Annotated in this window: 21 protein-coding genes and 1 tRNA gene; 12 read left to right on the plus strand and 10 right to left on the minus strand. The window is 70.3% G+C overall.

Features of this window, described 5'->3' with window-relative positions; genetic code table 11:
- The first annotated feature begins 3 nt into the window (after positions 1-3).
- Genes ACIBHY_RS30295 through ACIBHY_RS30310 form a run of 4 tightly spaced genes read left to right on the plus strand, consistent with a single transcriptional unit; the run spans position 4 to position 4,601 of the window.
- Positions 4-1,299, plus strand: a complete 1,296-nt coding sequence (locus ACIBHY_RS30295) for an ABC transporter substrate-binding protein (protein ID WP_397244488.1) — start codon at positions 4-6, stop codon at positions 1,297-1,299.
- The gene (locus tag ACIBHY_RS30300) at positions 1,299-2,228 is read left to right on the plus strand and encodes a carbohydrate ABC transporter permease (protein WP_397244486.1); all 930 of its coding nucleotides are present in this window, start codon (positions 1,299-1,301) and stop codon (positions 2,226-2,228) included. The genes ACIBHY_RS30295 and ACIBHY_RS30300 overlap by 1 nt, the downstream gene beginning before the upstream one ends.
- A gap of 10 nt (positions 2,229-2,238) precedes the next feature.
- On the plus strand, positions 2,239-3,060 hold the full coding sequence (locus tag ACIBHY_RS30305; RefSeq protein ID WP_397244483.1) for a carbohydrate ABC transporter permease: 822 nt from the start codon (positions 2,239-2,241) through the stop codon (positions 3,058-3,060).
- Between the two features lie 2 nt (positions 3,061-3,062).
- Positions 3,063-4,601, plus strand: a complete 1,539-nt coding sequence (locus ACIBHY_RS30310) for an amylo-alpha-1,6-glucosidase (RefSeq protein WP_397244481.1) — start codon at positions 3,063-3,065, stop codon at positions 4,599-4,601.
- Here the strand turns inward: ACIBHY_RS30310 and ACIBHY_RS30315 are convergent.
- On the minus strand, positions 4,585-5,925 hold the full coding sequence (locus ACIBHY_RS30315) for a serine hydrolase (protein ID WP_397308460.1): 1,341 nt from the start codon (positions 5,923-5,925) through the stop codon (positions 4,585-4,587). The genes ACIBHY_RS30310 and ACIBHY_RS30315 overlap by 17 nt on opposite strands.
- Positions 5,926-6,034: 109 nt before the next feature.
- Between ACIBHY_RS30315 and ACIBHY_RS30320 the strand changes: the two genes are divergently transcribed.
- The gene (locus ACIBHY_RS30320; RefSeq protein WP_397308461.1) at positions 6,035-7,744 is read left to right on the plus strand and encodes an ATP-binding protein; all 1,710 of its coding nucleotides are present in this window, start codon (positions 6,035-6,037) and stop codon (positions 7,742-7,744) included.
- Entirely contained in the window at positions 7,737-8,417 is a 681-nt protein-coding gene (locus ACIBHY_RS30325; RefSeq protein WP_397308462.1) for a response regulator, read from the plus strand. Before ACIBHY_RS30320 ends, ACIBHY_RS30325 begins: the two co-directional genes overlap by 8 nt.
- A gap of 19 nt (positions 8,418-8,436) precedes the next feature.
- Here the strand turns inward: ACIBHY_RS30325 and ACIBHY_RS30330 are convergent, their stop codons facing one another.
- Complete coding sequence (locus ACIBHY_RS30330; protein ID WP_397244473.1) at positions 8,437-9,282, minus strand: spermidine synthase; 846 nt, start codon at positions 9,280-9,282, stop codon at positions 8,437-8,439.
- 77 nt (positions 9,283-9,359) lie between these two features.
- Here ACIBHY_RS30330 and ACIBHY_RS30335 point away from each other — a divergent pair, with 77 nt between their 5' ends.
- The 5 genes from ACIBHY_RS30335 (at position 9,360) to lat (ending at position 13,829) form a co-directional block, all read left to right on the plus strand.
- Positions 9,360-10,850, plus strand: a complete 1,491-nt coding sequence (locus ACIBHY_RS30335; protein WP_397308620.1) for a penicillin-binding transpeptidase domain-containing protein — start codon at positions 9,360-9,362, stop codon at positions 10,848-10,850.
- Positions 10,851-10,891: 41 nt separating this feature from the next.
- A complete protein-coding gene (locus ACIBHY_RS30340) occupies positions 10,892-11,539 on the plus strand; it encodes a hemolysin III family protein (RefSeq protein ID WP_397244469.1) in 648 nt (215 codons plus the stop codon).
- Positions 11,536-11,901 carry a PPOX class F420-dependent oxidoreductase gene (locus ACIBHY_RS30345; protein ID WP_397244467.1) on the plus strand — a complete coding sequence of 122 codons (366 nt, stop codon included), beginning with the start codon at positions 11,536-11,538 and terminating at the stop codon, positions 11,899-11,901. The genes ACIBHY_RS30340 and ACIBHY_RS30345 overlap by 4 nt, the downstream gene beginning before the upstream one ends.
- Positions 11,902-11,947: 46 nt before the next feature.
- Entirely contained in the window at positions 11,948-12,475 is a 528-nt protein-coding gene (locus ACIBHY_RS30350; protein WP_397244465.1) for an HdeD family acid-resistance protein, read from the plus strand.
- 82 nt (positions 12,476-12,557) lie between these two features.
- Positions 12,558-13,829, plus strand: coding sequence for an L-lysine 6-transaminase (gene lat / locus ACIBHY_RS30355; RefSeq protein WP_397244462.1), 1,272 nt, complete (start codon positions 12,558-12,560; stop codon positions 13,827-13,829).
- Between the two features lie 9 nt (positions 13,830-13,838).
- Here the strand turns inward: lat and ACIBHY_RS30360 are convergent, their stop codons facing one another.
- Positions 13,839-14,618 carry a helix-turn-helix domain-containing protein gene (locus ACIBHY_RS30360; protein ID WP_397244460.1) on the minus strand — a complete coding sequence of 260 codons (780 nt, stop codon included), beginning with the start codon at positions 14,616-14,618 and terminating at the stop codon, positions 13,839-13,841.
- Between the two features lie 86 nt (positions 14,619-14,704).
- Here ACIBHY_RS30360 and ACIBHY_RS30365 point away from each other — a divergent pair, with 86 nt between their 5' ends.
- A complete protein-coding gene (locus ACIBHY_RS30365) occupies positions 14,705-15,037 on the plus strand; it encodes a nuclear transport factor 2 family protein (protein ID WP_397244458.1) in 333 nt (110 codons plus the stop codon).
- A 120-nt stretch (positions 15,038-15,157) separates the two neighbouring features.
- On the opposite strand, the gene ACIBHY_RS30370 is transcribed toward ACIBHY_RS30365, so the two are convergent.
- The 7 genes from ACIBHY_RS30370 to ACIBHY_RS30400 form a co-directional block, all read right to left on the minus strand.
- A complete protein-coding gene (locus tag ACIBHY_RS30370; RefSeq protein WP_184960057.1) occupies positions 15,158-15,385 on the minus strand; it encodes a helix-turn-helix transcriptional regulator in 228 nt (75 codons plus the stop codon).
- A gap of 159 nt (positions 15,386-15,544) precedes the next feature.
- Positions 15,545-15,617: transfer RNA gene (locus ACIBHY_RS30375), tRNA-His, on the minus strand.
- Between the two features lie 67 nt (positions 15,618-15,684).
- Complete coding sequence (gene orn, locus ACIBHY_RS30380; protein ID WP_397244456.1) at positions 15,685-16,278, minus strand: oligoribonuclease; 594 nt, start codon at positions 16,276-16,278, stop codon at positions 15,685-15,687.
- 22 nt (positions 16,279-16,300) lie between these two features.
- On the minus strand, positions 16,301-17,695 hold the full coding sequence (locus ACIBHY_RS30385; protein ID WP_397308463.1) for a DUF2510 domain-containing protein: 1,395 nt from the start codon (positions 17,693-17,695) through the stop codon (positions 16,301-16,303).
- A 37-nt stretch (positions 17,696-17,732) separates the two neighbouring features.
- Complete coding sequence (locus ACIBHY_RS30390) at positions 17,733-19,046, minus strand: hypothetical protein (RefSeq protein ID WP_397308464.1); 1,314 nt, start codon at positions 19,044-19,046, stop codon at positions 17,733-17,735.
- A 23-nt stretch (positions 19,047-19,069) separates the two neighbouring features.
- Positions 19,070-20,815 (minus strand): serine/threonine-protein kinase, encoded by a 1,746-nt coding sequence (locus ACIBHY_RS30395; protein ID WP_397308465.1) that lies wholly within the window; start codon positions 20,813-20,815, stop codon positions 19,070-19,072.
- An 88-nt stretch (positions 20,816-20,903) separates the two neighbouring features.
- Positions 20,904-23,195 carry a serine/threonine-protein kinase gene (locus tag ACIBHY_RS30400; RefSeq protein ID WP_397308466.1) on the minus strand — a complete coding sequence of 764 codons (2,292 nt, stop codon included), beginning with the start codon at positions 23,193-23,195 and terminating at the stop codon, positions 20,904-20,906.
- Positions 23,196-23,383: the final 188 nt, after the last annotated feature.

Genomic DNA, 23,383 nt, shown 5'->3' on the forward strand with positions numbered 1-23,383 from the left:
GACATGAAGCGTGCGGCGGCCGTCATCGGCATCCTCGCGATCGCTGCCACTGCGTGCAGTGGCGGCGGCGGCGCACCGGGCGTCGCCGGCTCCGGCGGCAAGGACGCCGCCGGCGGCCCGGTGACCATTCGCTGGTCGGCCTGGGGGTCGGCGGAGGACATGAAGCTCTACGAGCCCCTGGTCAAGGAGTTCGAGAGCAAGAACCCCAACATCAAGCTCAAGCTTGAGCCGGTGGCCAAGTACGACGACTACCACCCCAAGCTCCTCACCCAGCTGACCAGCAAGACCGCGCCCGACGTGTTCTTCGTGGGCGACGACAACATCGGCAAGTTCGTCCAGGCCGGTGTCCTGACCCCGCTCAACGACAAGCTCGCCGGCGCCGACTCCAAGAGCAAGCCCGAGGACTTCTTCGACGGCGTGTACGGCGGCGCCAAGAAGGACGGCCAGATCTACGGCGTCCCGAACGACGTCAACCCCGAGGTCCTCTGGTTCGACAAGCAGGCGCTCAAGGACGCCGGCATCACCGAGAACCCGGCCGAGCTGTACGCCGCCGGCCAGTGGACGATGCCCAAGTACCTGGAGATGGGCCAGAAGCTGGTCAAGGCGGGCAAGTCCGGTTCCCTGTTCTGGAACTGGTACGGCTCCACGTACAGCATGATCCACGGCTTCGGCGGCAAGGCGTGGGACGGCGGCAAGTTCACCGCGACGACCGACCCCAAGTCCCGTGAGGCGCTGCAGACGCTGGCCAAGGGCTACCAGGACAAGACGTTCGTCTCGATCGACCTGCTCCCGGCCAGCAACGGCGGCAACACGCAGTTCCTCAAGCACAAGGCCGGCTTCTACGCCGGTGGCCGCTGGGTGATCGACATCCTCAAGAAGGGCGGCGACAAGTCCAACTACGACATCGTCCCCTTCCCCTCCCCGGACGGGAAGCCGATGTCGGGCGCCGTGGCCGCCTCCTACCTGGCGATCAACAAGGACACTCCGCACGCGAAGGAGGCCTTCCAGTTCTTCACGAACTTCGTCAGCAAGGAAGGCCAGATCACCCGCATGAAGGGCGGCGGCGCCGTGCCGTCGATCAAGGGCGCGGAGTCGGTCGTCCTGGACGGCTACCCCGAGCACGCGCAGACCCTGATCGACGTGCGTGACAACGGCTTCGCCAACTACCCGGAGGAAGTCGCCGTGCCGGGCCTGACCAAGGACATCAACGACCATCTGCTGAAGGTCTGGCAGGGCAAGGTCCCCGTCGAGCAGGGCATGACCGAGCTGCAGAAGCTCGTCGAAGGCAAGCTCGGCTAGTGGCGACGCTCACCCGCCCCACGGCCGCCCCGGCCCGGACCTCCTCCAAGAAGGTCCGGAACCGGGACGGCCTGTGGGCCGCCTTCTTCCTCGCGCCGCAGGTCCTGGGCCTGGTGTTGTTCCTCATCGTGCCGCTGCTGTTCGCCGTGGTCCTGGCGTTCATGAAGTGGGACGGTCTCGGCGCCACGGAGTGGGTCGGCTTCGACAACTTCGCCGCCCAGCTGAGCAGCCCGGACTTCGGCAGGGCCGTCTGGAACACGGTGGCGATCGCGCTGATCACCGTGCCCGTGGGCCTGACCCTGGCCGTGTTGGTCGCGGTGGGGCTCAACAACCTCAAGGGCAGCAACGTCTACCGCGTGCTGTACTTCATGCCCGTCGTCACCAGCTCGGTCGCGGTCGCGCTGATCTGGCAGGTCATCCTGGCCAACGACGAGAACGGCGTGCTGAACACCACGCTGCAGAACCTGTTCGGCATCACGGGCCCCGACTGGCTGGGCAGCCCCGCCTGGGTGATCGTCTCGATCGCGGCCGTGACCATCTGGTCCTCGCTCGGGCTCAACGTGGTCATCTTCATGGCCGGGCTGCAGACGATCCCGCCGGCGATCTTCGAGGCGTCCAGGATCGACGGCGCGACGGCCTTCCAGACGTTCCGCCGGGTCACGCTGCCGCTGCTGTCACCGACGATCTTCTTCTCCACCGTGGTCGCCGTCATCAGCTCCCTGCAGGCGTTCGACCTGATCTACGTGCTGGTCGACCCGAAGGACAACGAGGGCGCGCAGACGATCGTGTACCACCTCTTCGACCTCGGCTTCAAGAAGTTCGAGTTCGGCATGAGCAGCGCCGCGGGCGTCCTGCTGCTGGTGCTGACGCTGATCGTCACCCTGGTCCAGTTCATGGCGCAGAAGCGCTTCGTCCACTACGACTCCTAAGGGATCCGCCATGCGAACCAGGCAGGTCGCCCTGCACGTCTCGCTGACCGTCGGCGGGCTCCTGATGCTGTTCCCCTTCGTCTGGATGCTGCTGACATCCTTCAAGGGCACGCACCAGATGCTCAACAACCCGACCGACTGGCTGCCCAGCCCGTGGCAGCCGCAGAACTACGGCGACGTGCTCGGCGAGAGCACGATCCTTCCCGCGTACTGGAACAGCTTTTACATCGCCGTCGTCAACGTCGCGCTCACGCTGCTGACCTCGGCGATGGCCGCCTACGCCTTCGCGCGGATCAAGTTCAGGGGCTCGGGCGCGCTGTTCGTGCTCTTCCTGGCCACCCAGATGGTGCCGCCGCAGGTGACGATCACGGCGCTGTACCTCATGCTGGCCAAGGTCGGCTGGGTCGACTCGCACCTGGCGCTGATCGTGCCCACGATCGTCAACCCGTTCGCCGTCTTCCTGCTGCGCCAGTTCATCCGGGCGGTGCCGATGGAGCTGGAGGAGGCGGCCAGGATCGACGGCGCCGGCCGCTGGACGATCTTCTGGCGCGTGGTCCTTCCCAACATCAAGCCGGGCCTCGGCGCCATGGGCATCATCGCCTTCCTCGCCGCCTGGAACTCCTACTTCTTCCCGCTGATCTTCCTCAACACGCCTGAGCTGTTCACGGTGCCGCTGCTCCTGGCCACCTACGCCAAGCAGTTCGGCGCGATCGACTACGGCCTCATCCTGGCCGCCTCCTCGATCGCGGTCGTGCCCACGCTGATCGCCTTCCTGATCGGCCAGCGGAAGATCATCAACTCGATGGCCGCTTCCGGCCTCGGAGGACGCTGACCTTGTTCACCCTCGACCTGCGCGAGCGCCCCTTCACCGACCGCGGTTCCCGCCTGCTGGTGATGGCCGCCGCCGACGGCTCCCTCTGGATCGCCCGCGCCCAGTACGAGACCCGCCTCGGCGAGACGACCGTCCTGACGGGCCTGCGGCTCTTCCGCGGCGACCACGAGCTGCGGGTACGGCAGGCGCTGCCCGACCGGATCGACTTCGAGGACGGCGTGAGCCTGGCCTTCGCCGGCCCGGAGGCCCTCGTCCTGGTCGGCGCCGGCGCCCGCGCGGTCTGGGACCAGGGCGAGGCCGCCGTGGAAGGAACGTTCACCCTCGTCGGCGAGGGCGTCCACGAGGACGTCCTGGAGAAGGCGGCCGCCAGGTGGGCGGCGTGGTTCGCCAAGCTGCCCGCCGTCCGCGCGGACCTGCGCGAGCGCGCCCAGATGGCCTGGTGGACGCTCGCGGTCAACCTGATCGACATCAGGGGCCGCGAGTCGCTCGTCCCCTCCAAGTACGGCTACGTCGGCCTGTGGAACTGGGACTCCTACTTCCACGCCATCGCCCTGCGGCACGCCGACCCGGAGCTGGCCCGCGAGCAGATCCGCATCCTGCTGGACAACCAGCGCGAGGACGGGCTGATCCCCGACGTCGTGCACGACCACGGATCGCTGGCCGAGACCACCGACCTGCCCCGCTCCGACCTGGCCCGCCTGGCCGAGCACGTCGGCGGCGAGCCGATCAGGGAGGTCGTGCCGGTCACCAAGCCCCCGCTGACCGCGTGGGCCGTCTGGAAGATCCACGAGGCCGCCCCCGACCGCGGCTTCCTGGAAGAGGTCTACCCGAAGCTGGTCCGCTCGCAGGAGTGGTGGTTCGAGCGCTCCGACCCGGACGGCGACGGCCTGGCCGAGTACCTGCACCCGTACTCCTCCGGCCTGGACGACAGCCCGATCTGGGATCACGGCCCCCGCGCCGAGCCCCCGGACCTCAACTCCTACCTGGCCCTGCAGTACGACCGGCTGGCCGACATCGCGGCCGAGCTCGGCCGACCCGAGGCCGCGGACTGGCGGGCCAGGGCCCAGGCGCTCACCGATCTCATGGTCGGGCGGCGCTGGACGGGCGCTCGCTTCCGCACCCTGGTCGGCGAGGTTGAGGCCGAGGTCAGAACCCCGCTGGACCTGATGCCGCTGTTCACCGGCCGGCTGCCGAAGGAGGTCGCCGACCGCCTGGTGGCCGACCTCCGCTCGCCCTCCTTCTGGGGCGAGCGTCCGGTGCCCACCGTGGCCTTCGACGACCCCCGCCACGACCCCGACGCCATGTGGCGCGGACCGGTCTGGCTGAACGTCAACTACCTGCTCGCCGACGGGCTGCGCCGTTCCGGGTACGGCGAGGCCGCCGACGCCCTGGTGGCCAGGACGCTGGCCATGGTCCGCGACGGCGGCGGCCTCTACGAGTACTGGAACCCGGAGACGGGCAGGAAGGCGAAGCGGGCGACCAGCGGCTTCGGCTGGTCGGCCGCCCTCTTCCTGGATCTGGCGATCACTTCGCCAGCTTGACCGCGCCCCGTGTCAGAGACACCAACTCGGGCGTCGCGGTGGCCGGGAACGGCGCGGACGGGTCGGCCGCCAGCGTGGTGATGACGTAGACCTTCCCGTTCGCCGCCCGGTAGGAATGGCCGAGGGCCAGAAGGCCCACCTCCGAGCCGCCCTTGTACCAGGTGCCCTCCGCCAGGCTGCCGGGGTTGACCGACATCACCCGGCCGACGTTCGGGTCGGTGAACCTTCGCAGCTCGGCGTGGGCGCGGGCGATGTCGGTGGGGGAGGCGAACCATTCGATGGTGTCGAGCTCGCGCGGCGGCTTCAGCCACGGCGTGATCGAGGTGAGCGGCAGCTTGCCGATCGTGTCACGCAGGTAGGCGCGCTTGGCCGCAGTGCCGAGCGCGAGGTAGGCCTTGGTGTGCTTGGGATAGTCGGCGCCCTTGAGCGTGAACATCTCCCGGGTGCTGAGGACCGGGAAGTTTCTCTTGTCCCGGGCGCCCCAGGCTCGCATGGTCTTCTCGACGGCCTTCTTGCCCACCTTGTGCAGGAGCATGTCCGTGCCGGTGTTGTCGCTGATGGAGATCATCAGCGTGGCCGCCTCGAGGACGCTGACCTTGCTGCCGTTGGGACGGTCCTGCAACTCGCCGCTGGGCAGGCTCTTCAGCTCTGGCGTGATCGTGAGCTGAGTGTTCCAGGACAGCCTGCCCTGGCGGATCTGCTTGGCGAGCGTGCCGAGAATGTAGAGCTTGAACATCGAGCCGATCGGCCGGTCGGTGTTCTGGCCGATCGCGTGGATCGGGCGGATCCGGCTCCCCTTGAGCTCCGCCGCCAGGTAGGCATGCCGGGGCGCCACCTTGGCGAGGCGCTCGTCCAGCTCCTTCCAGGTCTTGGGCTCCGGAGGCAGGGGCAGGATCGGCTCGGCGCCCAGGAGATCGATCTTGCCGGTGCCGTCGACTCCCAGCGTGACCGTGAACTTGTGGCCCGCCAGAGTGGCCGTGACCTCGATCTGTTTCGGCCGGGAGCTGTCTACGGCGTTCAGCGTCAGCCCCGACAGCTGCCGGAGGAACGTGTTGACCTCTGCCGGCGGCACCGCGGCGAGGTAGCTGTCGGCGATGTGCTCCTTGATCTCGCTCTCCGGGACCGGCGCGCGCCCGATGGCGTCGAGCACCCAGCGCAACTGCTGCCCGGCGGGCGTCGCGGGGATCTCCACGCCGGGCGAGCCCGTGGGGGAGGGCGACGGGCCGGCCGTGGCACCGGCGGCGGTCGCGACTCCTGATCCGGCCAGTAGCGTCGCGGCGACGGCCAGGGCGAGCAGGGACTTCGATGTCAGTCGAGAGATCATGGTTCCACTCTGGCGACGCGGGCCCGCCGTACCCACCGGGTTGACCGCACACCGGTATGCGGTCAACCGCATAGACGTGGCGCATGCCCTCTGAGCAGGATGGACACCCATGAGAGCGTTCGCGAGCGCCCTGGCGGCGCTGTCCGGGGCGAGCCTGATCATCGGCTCGATGATGGACGGCACCGGGGCCGGCCAGTGGCTCTACATGCTGATCGGCCTGCTCACGCCCGTGCTCGGCTGGCTGATCACGCTGCGCCGTCCCGAGATCCCGTACGGCTGGCTGCTGCTGGCCACCGCATGCTTCCTCGGGGTGGGCACGCTGGGCAGCTCGCTGGCCCGGCACGTCGGCGCGGATGTTCCGGGCAAGTGGTTCGCCGCCTTGTTCGCGGTCTTCTACGGGCTGGTGTGGGTCTTCCTGCCGTTGCTGTTCCCCGACGGCCGACTGCCCTCGCGGCGGTGGCGGCCGGTCGCCTGGATCGCCGGAGTGGCGATCGTCCTGCACGCGGTGGCGACGACCCTGTCGTCCCTGGACCCGCTCAAGCAGGGGCCGCCCGTCATGACCGGACCGGCCGACCTGGTGGCCTCGGTGGTCAGCGGGATGGCGCAGCTGGTCGTGTACATCATGGCGATCGTCGTGCTCTTCGGGCTGGTCGTGCGGTGGCGGCGCGCGGGGGCGCGGGAGCGGCCGCAGTACCTGTGGATGCTCTGCGGAAGCGCAATCGGCGTCATCGGGTTCGCGGTGGTGCTGATCTACGTGGTCGTCGGCCACCTGGCGATCGTGAGCATCGGCACCCTGGCCGTGCTGGCGGCCGTGCCGGGGGCGATCGGTGTCGCGCTGGTGCGGCACCGGCTGCTCGACATCCGGCTCGGCATCCGGGGCTCCAGGCTCTCGCTCGTCTTCGACATGCGGCCCACGGTGAGCGAACTGCTGTCCGAGCTGTCGCCGGAGCTCCAGGACGCCGAGCCAGGAGAGCAACTGGCCGGGCTGGCGCGGGCCGTACGGGAGGGATTGGACGTGCGGTGGGCGGAGGTGTCGCTCACGGGCGGCGCGCGGTTCACCGCCGGCGGCAGACAGGGCGAGGCGACCGTGCGCGAGCGCGTGGCCGGCGGGCTCGGGGAACTGGCCGTGGGGGAGAAGAACCAGGGGCGCTTCACCGCGGAGGACCGGCGGCTGCTGCACGCGTTCGCGGTGCCGGTCGGGCTGGCCATCCGCAGCGCCGCGCTGGCCGGGCGGCTGGTCAACGCCCAGGAGGCCGAGCGGCGGCGGCTGGAGCGCAACATCCACGACGGCGTCCAGCAGCAGCTCGTCGCGCTCATCGCCGGGCTGGAGCTGGCCCGCGCCTCCGGCGGCGCCCCCGAAATGCTGCCGCCGCTGCGCGAGCAGGCCCGCCAGACCCTCGACGACCTGCGGGAGCTGGCCGCCGGCATCCACCCCTCCGTGCTGGCGCAGGGCGGCCTGGTGGAGGCGGTGGAGTCGCGCTGCGCCCGCCTTCTGGTGCCGACGACCGTGCTGGCCGATCCGGAGCTGCGCGCGGCCCGCTTCGCCGACGAGATCGAGGGCGCGCTGTACTTCACCGTCAGCGAGGCGCTGGCCAACGCGCTCAAGCACGCCGCCGCTGGGAAGATAGAGGTACGGCTGTCGCACCACGACGGCCGGCTGCGGGCCTCGGTCCGTGACGACGGCAGGGGGTTCGAGCCGGCCGCGACCGCCCTGGGCGCCCTGGCCGACCGGCTGAGCGCGCTCGGCGGGGGCCTGGAGGTGACCAGCACGACAGGAAAGGGGACCACGGTGAGCGCCTGGGTGCCGGCACATGGCTGAGCCGCTGCGTACGGTCGTGGCCGACGACCACTACCTGGTGCGCGAGGGCGCCAGGCGGCTGCTGGAGACGTCGGGGCGGGTGGAGGTGGTGGCCGCTGTGGGCAACGCCGACGAGCTGCTCGACGCGGTCCGCAGGTTCGCGCCCGACGTGGTGCTCACCGACATCAGGATGCCGGGCGGGGGCTGGCGGGCCGGGTTCGAGGGCATCGACGCTGCCCACGCCGTCCGGTCGGCGTATCCCGGGGTCGGGGTGGTGGTGCTGTCGCAGTTCGGCGACGCGCTGTACGCCTTCGAGCTGTTCAAGAAGGGCACCGAGGGCTTCGCCTACCTGCTGAAGGACCGGGTCGGCGACCTCGACGAGCTGCTCGGCGCGATCACCGCGGTGGCCGAGGGCGGCTCGGTGATCGACCCCAAGGTGGTCGAGGGGCTGATGTCGCGGCGGGAGGTGCGCGGCGGGGGCGACTCGCCGCTCGGCTCGCTGACCGAGCGGGAGCGCGAGGTGCTGCGGGAGATGGCGCGGGGGCGGTCCAACCCGGCGATCGGACGGGCGCTGCACCTGTCGCTGTCGTCGGTGGAGAAGAACGTCAACGTGATCTTCTCCAAGCTCGGGCTGGAGAACACCGGCGACGTCAACCGGCGGGTGGCCGCGGTGCTGGCCTACCTGGAGGGCTGAGACCTCATCCGAAGTCGCGTCATCCGAAAACAGAAGGCGGCGGCACCGGGGCGAGGACCGGGTCGCCGTCGCGGATGGGGGCGGCGCCGGCGACGAAGTTCGTGAGGGCCTCGCCGTACACGCATCTGGCCTGGGTGAGGCCGCCGGCCGCGCGGCGGGTGAGCAGGTCGACGGGCAGGGCGGTGCGGGAGGCGGCGACGATGAGGTTGCCGAAGCGGCGCCCGCGCATGATGGCGGGCTCGGCCAGCAGCGCGACGTGGCCGTAGGCGGCGGTGACGGTGGCCAGCAGGCGGCGGGCGAAGGACAGGCCCTTGCCGTCCGCGATGTTGATCAGCAGTGTCCCGGTGGGACGCAGCACGCGCGCCAGGTCGGCCAGGTACTCGGCGGTGGCCAGTTCGACCGGCATCGTGGCGGCGGTGAAGGCGTCGAGCACGACCAGGTCGGCGCTCTCGTCCCAGACCTTCTGGGTGCCCTCCCTGCCTCCGGCGACGATCACCTTGAGCTTGGGGACCGAGCGCAGGTCGAGTTGCTCGCGCACGAGGTTGACCAGCAGGCCGTCGGGCTCGAGGACGATGTGGCGGGAGCCGGGGCGGGTGGCGGAGACGTAGCGGGGGATGGAGCACGCGCCGCCGCCGACGTGCAGACAGCTGATCGGGCCGTCGTCCATGACGTCGATCACATCGGCCATCAACCGCACATACTCAAATTCCAGGAATGTGGGGTCTTGTAGGTCGATATAGGACTGAGGTACGCCATCCTTGGACAGCACCCAGCCGTCCTGCCTGTCCAGATCCCGGAGAAGCTCGACCTCACCGAACGTCACCGGGTACCGGCCGGGCATCGGCTCCCGCTGTCCACGTGCCACTTTCTGTCCCCTTTCCTGGGAGAAACGGTATGCGACGACGAAGGCTGATTGTCCTCCTTATTGCGCTTCTGGCGGTGATGGGGGCGGGAGCCTTCGCGGTCCTCGCGGCCAACAGCACGCACGGAAGCCCGGAGAAGACGGCCGAGTCGTACTTCACCGCCTGGCGCCGCGGCGACGTGCAGGCCATGAGCAGGCTCGTCTTCCAGGTGCCCGACGATTTCATGGCACGGCACCTGTCCCTGTCCAGTTCGCTGCGCGTGGACGCCATCGAGCTGGCCCCCGGCACGCTCACGATGACCGGCGAGGAGAGCGCCGAGGTGCCGTTCTCCGGGAGGCGGAAATTACGCGAGCTCGGCTGGTGGGAGTTCCAGGGCACGCTGAGGCTGGCCGTACGCGAGAAGGGCTGGCACGTCCTCTGGACCCCGGAGACCCTGCACCCGCTGCTCAAGGACAACGGCATCCTGGAGCTGGCCACGGTGCAGGCGCCCTCGGTCGAACTGGTCACCAGCGAGGGCGAGCGCTTCCCCGAGAACAGCTACGCCGAGTACTACCTGGAGAAGCTGGCCGACGCGTACCCGCACAAGAAGGGCACCGCGCTCCAGGCGATCCTGCCGGACGACAGCACCCAGACGCTGATCAGCAAGGTGTCGAAGCCCAAGGCGCAGAAGACCACGCTCTCGCGCGCCGTGCAGGCCGCCGCCGCGCGGGCCCTGGACGGCGTCTCGGACGCGGCCATCGTGGCGATCCGGTCGAGCACCGGCGAGATTCTGGGCGTGGCCGACCGGCTTGAGGGCGGCAGCAAGGCGTTCACGTCGTTGTTCCCGCCCGGCTCGACGTTCAAGACCGTGGTGGCCGCGGCGTTGATGGGGACGGGGCTGTCCGGATCGTCGCAGGTCGAGTGCCCGGCCACCTACCAGATCCCCGGCTTCAGATCCTTCAGGAACGCCGGCGCCGCCGACCGGGGCACGATCAGCTTCACCGAGGCGTTCGCGCACTCCTGCAACACCACCTTCGTCGAGGAGGCCACCACCCGCATGGAGCCCGGCGACCTGATCGAGGCCGCCGCGCCCTGGGGCTTTCGCGGCCTGCGGCTGCCCACCGGCGCGGGCGGCGCCTGCGGTCAGATCCCCGAGCCGGAGAAGATGAACCTGGACTGGTTCGGCGAGGCCGTCATCGGCCAGGCGAGCGTGCAGGCCACGCCGCTGTGCATGGCCGCCGTCGCCGCCGCGGTCGAGAGCGGAGTGTGGCGCTCGCCCCGGCTGCTGCCCGCCGACGAGGCGGCCGACCTGGAGGGCCCGCCCCTGCGCGACGTCGAGCTGGACACCGACGTGGCCGAGGGGCTGCGCGAGATGATGCGGGCCGTGGTCGAGTACGGCACCGCCGCCGGCGCCGGCCTGCCCGAGGGCGTGGCGGGCAAGACCGGCACGGCCGAGGTGGACGCGCAGAGCGAGCACGGCTGGTTCATCGGCTACCGGGACGACCTGGCCTTCTGCGTGTTCGTCCGCAACGGCGGCTCGGGCCGTTCGGCCGCGGTCCCCATCGCGGCGCGGTTCCTGCAGGGACTGTAGGGGTTGCTAAGGGGTACCTAACCTACGGTACCGTAGGTTATATGACGACCACTTTCGCGAAGCCCAGGCTGCGCGGCTGGTTGCACACGGGGGCGCTGCCCGTGACGCTTGTCGCGGGATTCGCGCTCGTGGCACTAGGCCCGACGCTGCAGGCACGGCTGGCCTCGGCGATCTACGCCGTCACCTCGGGGCTGCTCTTCGGCATCTCGGCCACCTACCACCGCGGCACCCTCGGCCCCAGGCTGGCAGAGGTGCTGCGCCGGTTCGACCACGCCAACATCTACCTGATCATCGCGGGCACCTACACGCCCTTCGCCCTGCTCGCCCTGTCCGGCGTCGCCCGCATCGCGGTCGTCTCGGTCATCTGGGGCGGAGCGCTGATGGGCGTGCTGTTCCGTGTCTTCTGGATGGGGGCGCCGCGCTGGCTCTACACCGTCCTCTACCTCGCGCTCGGCTGGGCCGCCATCTTCGTGATGCCCCAGCTGCTGGAGGGCGCGGGCCTCGCCGCCGTCGTGCTGGTGGCCGTGGGCGGCGTCTTCTACAGCGCCGGAGCCATCGTGTACGGCCTGCGCCGCCCGGACCCGTCACCCGCGTGGTTCGGGTTCCACGAGGTCTTCCACGCCTTCACCCTCGCCGCGTACCTGGTGCAGTACATCGCCGTCTCGATCGTGGTGTACTCCCACGTGTGAACCTCGGTGATGAGCAGTACGTGTCGGTGACCTCCTTCAAGCGCGACGGCACCCCCGTGGCCACCCCGGTCTGGTGCGCCCGCGACGGCGAGGCGGTCGTGATCTGGACGGTCGCTGACTCGTGGAAGGTCAAGCGCATCCGCGCCAACCCGCGCGTGAGCGTCGCCCCGTGCGACCTGCGCGGCAAGGTGAGCGGCCCGGCCGTGGACGGCACGGCGGAGATCCTCCCGGCCGGGGAGACCGAGCGGGTGCGCGTCCTGCTGCGGCGCAAGTACGGCCTGATCGGGCGGATCACCCTGCTGGGCAGCCGGCTCAGAAGGGGCGCCACCGGAACTCTTGCCATCCGGATCACCGATATTTGACCCCATCGGGGTCTCCATGAGTGATCTTTCTGGAAAGCATCGGGGCATGGAGCAAATCGCGCGCACGTGGTGGCTCGTACTCATCCGAGGCATCTGCGCCATCATCTTCGGCATCCTCGCGCTGGTCTGGCCGGGGATCACGCTGTACGTCCTGGTGATCTTCTTCGGCGCCTACGCGATCGTCAGCGGCCTTTTCTCGCTCTTCGCCGCCTTCGGCCACAACGTGCAGTCGAGGGCCTGGCTCATCATCTCCGGCATCATCGGCATCCTCGCCGGCATCGTGGCCTTCGCCTGGCCGGGGATCACCGCGCTCGCCCTGCTCTACGTCATCGCCTTCTGGGCGATCTTCACCGGCATCGCCGAGATCGTCGCCGGCATCGCGCTCCGCAAGGAGATCGACAACGAGTGGATGCTCATCCTGGGCGGCGTGCTCTCGGTGATCTTCGGCATCCTGCTCATCATCTGGCCGGCCACCGGGATGCTCACGCTGACCTGGCTGCTCGGCGTCTTCGCGATCATCTACGGCATCGCGATGGTCGTCCTGTCCTTCAAGGTGAAGAAGCTGGCGCCGTGAAGCGGTGGGCACGGAAAGTTTACGGGTATTTACGGCATCTATAGGGAAGGTATGTCGTGTCTGGCTCACCCGGGAGGAAGACATGGATGTACTCGACCGCCTCGCCCGCCATCTCCTCGTCGACGGCTACCGGCTGGTGCTCGACCTCGAACGCAGCCAGGGCTCCTGGCTCACCGACCTGCGCACCGGCCGCAGGTACCTGGACTTCTACACGTTCTTCGCCTCGGCTCCGCTGGGCGTGAACCCCCCGTTCGACGCGGAAACGGCCCGGCTCCTGGGCGAGGTGGCGCGTAACAAGCCCGCCAACCCGGACATGTACACCGAGCACCTGGCCGACTTCGCCGACACCTTCAGCCGCGTGCTCGGCGACCCGGAGCTGCCCCACCTGTTCTTCGTGGAAGGCGGGGCGCTGGCCGTCGAGAACGCGCTCAAGACCGCCTTCGACTGGAAGAGCCGGCGCAACGAGGCGGCCGGGCGCGGCCGTACCCTCGGGACCAAGGTCCTGCACCTGACGCGCGCCTTCCACGGCCGCAGCGGCTACACCCTCAGCCTCACCAACACCGACCCGGCCAAGACCGACCGCTTCCCCACCTTCGGCTGGCCGCGCGTCGAGGTCCCCGCGATCCACCACGGCGACGTGGAGGCCGCCGAGGCGCGCGCCCTCGCCCAGGCCCGCGCCGCGTTCGAGGCCCATCCCCACGACATCGCCTGCTTCATCGCCGAGCCCATCCAGGGCGAGGGCGGCGACAACCACATGCGCCCGGAGTTTCTGCGGGCGATGCAGCACCTGTGCCACGAGTACGACGCGCTGTTCGTCCTCGACGAGGTGCAGACCGGCGGCGGGACCACCGGCACCCCCTGGGCCTACCAGCAGCTCGGCCTCGAACCCGACATCGTGGCCTTCGCCAAGAAGGTCCAGGTGGGCGGCATCATGGCCGGGCGCAGGGTGGACGAGGTCGCCGACAACGTCTTCCGTGTCAGCAGCCGGATCAACTCCACCTGGGGCGGCGGCCTGGTCGACATGGTCCGCTCCCGCGCGCTCCTGGAGATCATCGAGCGCGACGACCTCATCGCCCGCGCCGCCACGCTCGGCGAGCAGGCGCTCGAAGGCCTGACCAAGATCCAGGCCGAGCACCCCGACCTGATGTCCAGCGCCCGGGGCCGCGGCTTCATGATCGCCTTCGACCTGCCCGACCCGGCCCGGCGCGACGCGCTGGTCAGCCGGCTGAGGGAGGACGAGGGCGTCCTGGTCCTGCCGTGCGGCGAGCGGTCGGTACGGCTGCGCCCCGCCCTGAACATCCCGGAAGAGGACCTGGACCACGGACTCAAGGCGATCGCACGCGCCCTGGTCTGAGGGGCCCGCTCAGGCCCTGGTTTTGAGTGCCCGCTCGCGCAGGGCGGCCGCGGTGGCCGCGTCGGCCGGCAGGAACGCCTCCAGGTGCAGCTCGGCGACCGTCACGTCCGTCGCGGTGGCGAACGAGGTGATCGTGGTCAGCAGGCACAGCTCGCCGTCCCGTGAGCGCAGCCGCAGCGGGACGGCGAAGCCCAGGTGTTCGGGCCCCGGCGCCGCCGCGGGCAGGTACGACTCCAGCTCCCCGATGTAGACGTCCAGCCGCGGATCCGGGCTGCGCAGCAGCTGGGCCCGCAGATTCTCCACCACGTGCCGCCCCCAGTCGGCCAGGTTGGCCACCCGCGCGCCCATGCCACGCGGATGCAGCGCCAGCCGGAACAGGTTGACCGGCGGCTCCAGCAGCTCCGGCGCGGCGCCCTCGGTGAGGACCTCGAAGGCCGCGTTGGCGGCGAGCAGCTCGCCGTAGGGCCGGACCACCACGGCCGGGTACGGCAGGTGCCCCTCCAGCACGCGCTCCAGCGCCTCTCTGACCGGCTCCAGCACAGGATCGTCCAGGCTGGACTCCGGGAAGGCCGGAGCGTATCCAGCGGCCAGCAGGAGCCCGTTGCGCTCGCGCGGCGACAGCCCGAGCGAGTCGGACAGGCGGACCACGATCTCCCTGCCGGGACGCGAGCGCCCGCTCTCCATGAAGCTGAGATGCCGCTGCGTCGTGCCCGCGCGCCCGGCCAGCTCCAGCTGGCTGACCCGGCGGACGCCGCGCCAGTGCTTCAGCGCGCTTCCGAATCGTTCCACAAGCACTTTCTAGCCCAAACCGGGCGCTAGCCACGATTCCCTGCCGGGAATTGCCGCGCCGCGCGCCGCCGAGCAGGATCGTCGGCATGACGAAGAACGTGATCGACGGTTTCAACGCCGCCTTCCGCACCCACGACCCCTCCGGCCTGCCCGCTTTGGTGGCCGACGACTGCGCGCTGGAGAACGTGGACGGCGCGGCCTACACGGGGCCGGGCGAGGCGCTGCGCTTCTGGTCGGCGCTGGCCGAGGACAAGACGCTCACCTGGACGGTCGAGGACGTCAGCGTGCAGGGCGACCAGGCGGTCATCCGGTGGCGCTTCGTCTCGGGCGGCGCCGTCACCAGGGGCCTCAACCTCATGCGGCTGCGCGACGGCCTGATCGCCGAGGCGAGCGGCTATCTGAAGGTGGGCATGGGGTGACCACCCGGCCGGTGCGCGGGCGCGCGTCACGGCGGTCAGGCGGTGCGGCGGAGGAGCGTCGGCCTGGAGGGCCCCCAGCCCTTGTGGCGGTTCGGGGTGGGGGCGGCTCTGCCGTACGGGCTAGTCGTCAGACCTTGAGTTCCACAGGCCTATGGCGGTGACGCGGGAATCCACGCCGAGTTTTGCGTAGATGCGATTGACGTGGTTCTTCACGGTCTTCTCGCTCAGGAACAAGCGCTGCGCTATCTGGCCATTGGACTGACCTGTGGCTATCAGATCCATGACCTCTGCCTCGCGCTTGCTTAAGGATGTGAACACTCCGCCGAAGGCGGTGTCGTCGACTCTCATCCGGCCTCCGTGGGCACGATGTCGGTCAGATCGCCGAGGGACCCCCGTGCTTCCGGCGCTAGCGGTAGACAGCGAGCATAACTCGCAAAGTCTTGGTTTGGGGACGATGCCGGAGAAAACGACGATGGCCGGTCCCTCAGGACCGGCCATGTCACCAAGGGTGAGTGACGGGACTTGAACCCGCGACATCCAGGACCACAACCTGGCGCTCTACCAACTGAGCTACACCCACCATGCGTGCCGCATCGCGGCGGCACAGGAAAAGTGTAGCGGTGTTCGGGAGTCTTTACGCCACCCGATTAGCCGCTGACACGTTCGGCGAGTCCGCGGGCCGTCACCGAATCGGGACCCGGCTGGCTGACGAACACCGCGGCCCGATAGTAGCGCAGCTCCCTGATCGACTCGGTGATGTCCGCGAGGGCCCGATGGCCGCCCTGCTTCTCCGGCGCGGCGAAGTAGACCCGCGGATACCAGCGGCGCACCAGCTCCTTGATCGACGACACGTCGATCATCCGGTAGTGCAGGTACGCGTCGACCGCGGGCATGTCACGCGAGATGAACGTGCGGTCGGTGCCGATCGAGTTGCCGCACAGTGGAGCCTTCTTCGACTCCGGCACGTGGCGGCGGATGTACTCCAGCACGAGCGACTCGGCCTCGGCCAGCGTGACCCCGCCGGCCAGCTCCGGCAGAAGACCCGAGGCCGTGTGCATCTCGCGCACCACCTGCGACATCTGCTCCAGCGACTCTGGCGGGGGCTTGATGACCACGTCGACGCCCTCGTCCACCTGGTTGAGCTCGCTGTCGGTGATGACGCACGCCACTTCGACGAGCGCGTCGCGACCCAGGTCGAGGCCGGTCATCTCGCAGTCGATCCATACGAGCAAGTCACTCATGGGCCCAGCCTAGTGCCCCTGCTCAGGCGGGCTTGAGTGAGCCGATAACCTTGTCCACCACATCGGTGCCCAGATTGTCGGGAACGGAGATGTAAACCAGCGCGGGACGCTCGCCCGGACCCCGGTCCATCAGCACCACCGCGCCGTTCTCCTTCTTCCACTTGTACTTCTTCTCCGCGGAGATCTTGGAGAAGTCGAGCTCGAACTGCAACACCCACGCGTCCTTGTCGCCGATCTTGAGCGCCTCGTTCTTGACGATCTTGCGGGTGTGCGTGAGCTGGTAGTAGTTGCTGAACGAGGCCAGCACCGCCCCGGCCGCCGTCTGCAGGCTCTGCCCGTTCTCATAGGGGTAGAGCTCGTTCAGCGCGCCGGTGTAGACGTTGCCGATCCAGTTGGACTCGCCGTTGTACTTCTCGTGCGAGACCGCCTCGACCGCGCTGCTCCACCTCTGCTGCGTCGGGTCGGTGCCGTTGACCCGGTTGGCCGGAGGGACGGTCCAGCCCTCGGGCGCCTCGAAGGACACGCCCGCCTGGGGGTCGGTGATGCGGCCGTCCTGGATGCCGGGCATCGTCGAGGGCGCCGGGTCCGGGGTGGGCGTGGTGCCCGGGTCCTCGGTCTCGGTGGGGCTCGGGAAGATGTCCGAGGAGGGCGGCGGGGACTCCTGGGCGGTCGTGCCGCCGGTCCTGTTGACCACGACGACCGCGGCCACCACGATCAGCGCCACCACGACCAGCACGCCCACGCCGCCGAGGATCCAGGGCAGGGGGCCGCCGGACTTCTTCGGCTGCTGGCCGTAGGCGGTGGGGCCGGGGAGCTGGCCGTACTGCCCGTGTGGAGCGGTCGGCTGCTGGCCGTAGGGCGGTTGCTGGCCGTACTGGCCCGGCTGCTGGCTGTACTGGCCCGGCTGCTGGGCGTACTGGCCGGGCTGTTGCTGGGCGTAGGGGTTCTCGGCGAAGGACGGCTGCGCGTACGGGTTCGCGCCGGACGGCGGCTGTCCGTACGGGTTCGCGCCTGATGGCGGCTGGCCGTAGGGGTTTCCGCCGGAGGGCGGCTGGCTGTACGGGTTTCCGGCGGGCGGCTGTTCGTGGGCGTTCGCGCCCGATGACGGCTGGGCGTACGGGTTCGCGCCGGATGACGGCTGGGCGAAAGGTGTGGACCCGGGGGGCGGCTGCGGGTTCGGGCCGGACGACGCCTGGGGGTCCGGCTGGCCGTACTGGCTCTGGCCCTGCGTGGGCTGGCCGAACTGCAGCGTGGGGTTGGCCGGGTGGGCCGACCAGTCCGTGCCGCCCTCGACAAGGGTCGGGGGAGCCTGCTCCTGCGCGTGCGTGGCGTCGGTCCACTGGTTGCCGTCCCACCAGCGGAGTTGGGGCGATCCGTAGGGGTCGGGGTACCAGCCCGCCGGGGTCTGCGAGGTCATGTCGCCAGAGTAGTAAGAACTGCTATGAGATGCATTGTCAGCACTTGTAGGTGAAGCTCGCCTTGTCCTGCAGGCGCTGCGGCGAGACGATCGTCAGCGTCGCCGTGAGCTTGGCCGTGCTCTTGCCCGACACCTTCCACTTCAGCGGCACCGTGTAGGACGACTTGTCGGAGGTGATGCGCTGCGTCTGGCGAATCTTCTCCTTCCTGTCGCTCTGCGCCCACTCGTAGACGATCTCCCCGGACGCGCCGTTGGTGACGATCTTGCCGCTGATCAGCACGTCCGCGTCGCAGCCCTGGGCCTTCTTCGGCGCCGACACGTCGACCGAGGTCACCGCCAGCGGCGTCGAGGGCCCGCTCAGCCGGAACCACGCCAGCAACGCCCCCGCCACGATCACCGCGAACACCGCGGCCGCCAGGATCGTCCGCCGCCGCCGGGCCCGCGCGACCCGCCCGCGCCGCTTGCCCGGTGTCCCGGCGGCGTCGGCGCGGCCCTCCCGCCAGATCCGCTCCGCCGTGGTGCCGATGGACGACGACACCCCCGGCCCGAAGTGCTGCTGCTCCAGGGCGGGAACGTGCAGCAGAGTGACGATCTCGCCCTCGTCGCGGTCCGGGATCGGGTTGACGCCGATCTCCAGGGTCGTCCGGTTACGCACCTCCTGGGCCAGCCGGTCGCGGGTGATCTGCCCGCCGGGCAGTACCTCGCGCTGGCCGAGCAGTACGTCCCTGGCCGCCTCCAGCCCGTGGAGCGTGGCCGTGGCCGCCGCCCGGTCGAGCAGTTGCGCGGACGGCGCCGGGCAGTCCGCGCCCAGCGCCCTGGCCAGCGACGCCCACGCCGCCACGTCGCGTTCCGGCTCGGCCCGCAGTCCTCTGATCGCGTCGGCCAGGCCGCGCTCGATCAGCACCGCGGAGCCGTCGTCCCCGATCACGACCGTGCCCGGGTGCAGGGCGCCGTGCGCCAGTCCCGACGCGTGCAGGGCCCGCAGCGTCTGCGCCGTCTCCACGAGTACGGCCGCCGCCCCCGGCGGGTCCACCGCCCGCGCCGCCATGAGATCGCCCAGCGACGGGCTGGCCGGTCCGGCCGTGAGCAGCCACACCTCCTCGCCCGCCGCCACCACGTCGGCCACCTGCACCAGGCCGCTCAGCCCGTTCTGCGCCAGCGGCCGATCGGCCACCACCGTGGCCACGACGCGCTCACGCACGCCGGGCAGGCCGACCACGCCGCTGTCGAACCGCAGCGCGCCCGCACGGCGGCCGGACGGCGTGATCGCGTCGAACCAGGTGCCGAGCTCGGTGATGCGGGTGTGGTCCGTGAGCCGGTAACCGGCGATGGACTCGCTCGCGTTGCTCATCGCCGTCCTACCCCCGGGGTCTCCTAGCGCCTCCTACGGTGCCTGCCAGACATGCGGCGCTTCACCGCAAGTGTGACGGGAACCGCGCCGGACGTCACCAGCCCGAAAGCCAGCACCGCCGCCACGCCTCCTCCGTCGAACCCTTCGGAGGCGACTCCTTCCAGGGCCGCGTCACCGTCCCGCGAGGCGCCGTCCTCCTGGGCGGCGGCTCGCGGCGCCGGCTGTGCCTGGGAGCCGGCCTGCTGGGATCCCGTGTCCTGCTGGGCGCCGCCCTTCTCGCCGCGGGTCGGCTCGCCCTCGGGCGGCTGGGTCGTGGCCGGTGGGGTGGTGGACGGGCGGCCGGTGGGCGGCTGGCTCGTGGGCGGCCGGGTGGTCGGCGGAGCCGAGGTGGCCGGGGGCGAAGAGCTGGGCGGCGGCGAGGTCTCGTCGGCGCTGGAGCGTCCCGTGATGCCCTCATCCGGTGTCTCGCTCGGCGACGGCTTCTTGGTCGGCTTCTTCGTCTTGGTCGGTGTCGGCTTGGGGGTGGGTGTGGGCTTCGGGGTGGGTGTCTTGGTGGGCGGCTTCGTCGTCTGCGCCACGGGCGGCGGCGCCGCGGTCACCGTGTCGGACGGCTCCGGGGTCGGCTCGGGCGTGGTCACCTCGGGTGTCGGCTCCTCGGTGGTTTCCTCGGGGAGCGGCACTTCGAGCGAGGACGCGCCGGCCGTGGGCGTACTGCGTGCCGCCTGGAGCGTGGGCTCGCCGTCGGAGGAGTTGACCACCACGATCGCGACGGCCACGAGGACACCGGTGCAGACCGCGCCGATCGCGACCTTCGCCCCCAGCTTGCTCATGAGCTTGGCCGCCGGAGTCGCGAGGTCGGTGCGCGCCATCGACGTCGCGACCTCCGCCACCTCCTCGGGCGGGGTCGGGAACATGAGCAGCAGCAGCCCGGCCAGCCTGGCCAGACGCCGGTGCCCGCGCTCCTCCCAGCCCGGCCCGTACGCCTCGACCGCCACCGCCTCCAGCTCCGCCAGCAGCGCGTCGGCCGTCTCGGGACGCTCGGCGGGATGCTTGGCCAGCCCCCGCTCGACCAGCCCCCTGAGCGACTCGGGAACCTCCTCGACCGGCGGCGGCGTGCTGTGGTGCTGGCGGGCCAGCGCGGCCAGGTTGGTCGCCCGGTAGGGCCGGGCGCCGGTCAGGCATTCGAAGAAGACGATCGTGGCCGCGTACACGTCGGTCGTGGGCGACGCGGGCGCGCCCGACCACTGCTCGGGCGCCATGTACGGCGGCGTGCCCGAGGTGTTCGCCCCTTGCCCGGCCCGTACGGCGATGCCGAAGTCGACCAGCTTGCTGGTGCCGTCGCCCTGGACGATCACGTTCTCGGGCTTGAAGTCCCGGTGGACCACGCCGACCGCGTGGGCCTCGGACAGGCCGAGCAGCGAGCCCTTCAGCACCGTCAGCGCGGCCTCGGGCCCCGTGGGGCCCTCGGAGCTGAGGACCTCGCGCAGGGAGACGCCGTTGACCAGGTCCATGATGATGGCGGCGCCCTCGCCGGTCTCGACGTAGTCGATCAGCCGGGCGTTGTACGGGCTGCGCATGGTGCCCAGCAGCCGGGCCTCATGGCGGAACCGCGCGACGAACGTGACGTCGGCGCGCAGCTCGTCGGACAGATACTTGATGGCGACCTGCTCGCCGTCGTGGTCCCGCGTGGCCAGGACTACGCGTCCCGACGCACCGGCTCCGAGTTCGCGTACCTCGGTGTAGCCGGGAACCCCCCAATGCCCATACATAACGCCTCTTCTCTGGAGTCGTCAGGGCCCCCACCCACAGCAGACGCTCGGCAGTGTAACCCGTCTTACTCCAGAGAAGTCGGAAATTTCATCGTTCCGGTTTGGGGGTTTCCGACATCTTCTCGGAGGGTTTCTGTTCTGTTGGCGTCTCCGACGGGCTTTCGGAGGGTTCGGAGGGGCAGGCGGGGGTTTGTCCGCTCGCGCTGTCCGCCTTCCCTCCGGCCGACGCCGTCACCGACCACCGTGACCCGCAGGGCGTCTTCCCGGCCGCGAACGAGACGGTCCTGGTGTAGGCGGTCTCCCCGGACAGGTCCATGGCGTCGCTGCCGATGGTCCGTCCGGCCACGGTGAACGTGACGCTCAGCCGTACCGCCTGCTCGTTGAGTGTGGTGACGGCGACCGTCGCGCTCGCCAGGCCGCGCGCGCCGAGCGCGGCGCGCAGCACGCTGATGCGCTGCACGCCCGCCGGACACCCGACCGTCGCCCGTGACGAGGCCTGCCGGTCGCCCGCGGTCACGGTGACGGTCAGCGTGCCGCCGCAGGGGCGCTTGGCGAAGCTGTGGCTGTAGGCGCGGGTGTAGGAGGTGTCGCCGGACAGCGTCGTCTCCCGGGTCAGGACCGGCTCGCCGTTCAAGGAGAGGCTGGCGCGCATCGGGATCGCGGCCGTTCCGCCGGCCGCGGCCGTGATCCGCATGCTCACCGAGCGGCCGGGGGACTCGGCCACCGACAGCGCCACGCGCAGGCGGGTGACGTCCGTGGGGCAGTCGGGGACGTTCACGCTCGCGCTCTTCGCGCCGCCCGTCGCGGCGGGCGAGGTGGTGACGGTCAGCGTGACCGTCTCGCCGCACGCGCTGTCGTCCAGGGTGTGGCTGAAGGCGCGGGTGTAGCTGAGCGCGCCGCTGAGGCGCGCCGTCGTGGTCTTGGCGACCGCGCCGCCCACGGTGAAGCGGGCCGTCAGCGTGATCGGGCCCTTGCTCGTGGCGCGTACGGTGGCCGTTCCGGCGGCCGCGTTCCCGTTCGAGGAGGAGAGCGTCAGCTTGCCCAGGCCGATGCCCGAGACCGTCGCCGGGGGAGCGGGCGTCTTCGTGGGTTTCGGGGTGGGCGTCTTGGTGGTCGGTTTGGTCGTGGGCTTGGTGGTGGTGGGGGTGTTCGTGGTGGGTTCGGTGGTCCCGGCGGGTTCGGTGGCGTCCGGGCTGGATGGGCTGGACGCCGACGGGATCACGGCTGTCGGCACGGAGGCCACCGCGCTCGGATCGACCGCCTCGGGCGACTCCGGAGGCGTGGTCGTCGGGGGTGTGCCCAGCTGGGCGGGGCTGAGCGGCGCCGGAGTCTGCGAGGCCGCGACCACGTCCACCGGGGTGGTCGACGGGCCGCGCGAGCTCAGGATCACCACCGCGGCGACCGCCACCGCGACCGCCAGGCCCGTGCCGACGCCCATCCTGACCGCGTTGTGCCGCATCGCCTTGAAGACCGTCCGCGTCACGGACGTGCCCACCTGAGGCGTCGCCACCGGTTGCGGGACCGGCCAGAGCGTCGCCAGCAGGGCCACCAGCGCGGCCAGGCGGCGTTTGCCGCGTTCCTCCCAGTCCTCGCCGTAGGCCGCCCTGGCGGCCTCCTCCAGCTCGGCCACGAAGTCCGCCGCGCTGGCCGGGCGCTGGCCGGGATGCTTGGCCATGCCTCGGGTGACGAGGTCGCGTACGGGCTCCGGCGCGTCGTGGACCGGGATCGGCGCGTGCAGATGCTGATAGCCCAGCACGCTCGGCTCGGTCGAGCGGTAGGGCCGGTGCCCGGTCAGGCACTCGAAGAAGACCGCCGTCGCCGCGTAGACGTCGGTGGCGGGGGAGGCGGGCCCGCCCGCCCACATCTCCGGCGCCATGTAGGGCGGCGTGCCCTCGGGATGGGCGGCCGTTCCCTCCCGTACGGCGATGCCGAAGTCGACCAGCTTGCTGATCCCGTCCTCGCGGACGATCACGTTCTCCGGCTTGTAGTCCCGGTGCACCAGTCCGATCGTGTGCGCACGGGCCAGCCCGAGCAGCGAACCCTTCAGCACGACCAGGGCCGCCTCGGGGCTCGTGGTGCCGTTCTCGCGGAGCAGGGCGCGCAGTGACACGCCGTTGACCAGCTCCATCACGATGGCGGCGCCGGCGGGCTCCTGGATGTACTCCCACATGGTCGCGATGTGCTGATCGCGTAACGTGGTGAGCAGCCGCGCCTCCGACTGGAACCTGGCCAGCGCGGCCGGATCCTGTCTGAGCCGTTCGGCCAAATACTTGATCGCGACTTTGACACCGGTGTCGTCATGCTCGGCCAAGACGACCCGGCCACTTCCGCCCGTACCGAGCTGTCGGATCTCGGTGTAACCGGGGGCACTCCACTCCATCGCCAACTCCCATCAGGAGGCGGCCCACCAGATTGGACGTGCGATCTAGCGGTCAGGTTTTCATGAAACTACTGCCATCTCCGGATGTGAACGGCTATACCGATACCTTCTCTAACCGATTCCCCCACCCAACCCCCTGACCAGCCCCAACCTCACCCCGCCACCTTCGCCCTCCCCGGCCTCCCTCC

It is taken from the genome of Nonomuraea sp. NPDC050547 (genome assembly GCF_044457345.1).
Taxonomy (GTDB): Bacteria; Actinomycetota; Actinomycetes; order Streptosporangiales; family Streptosporangiaceae; genus Nonomuraea.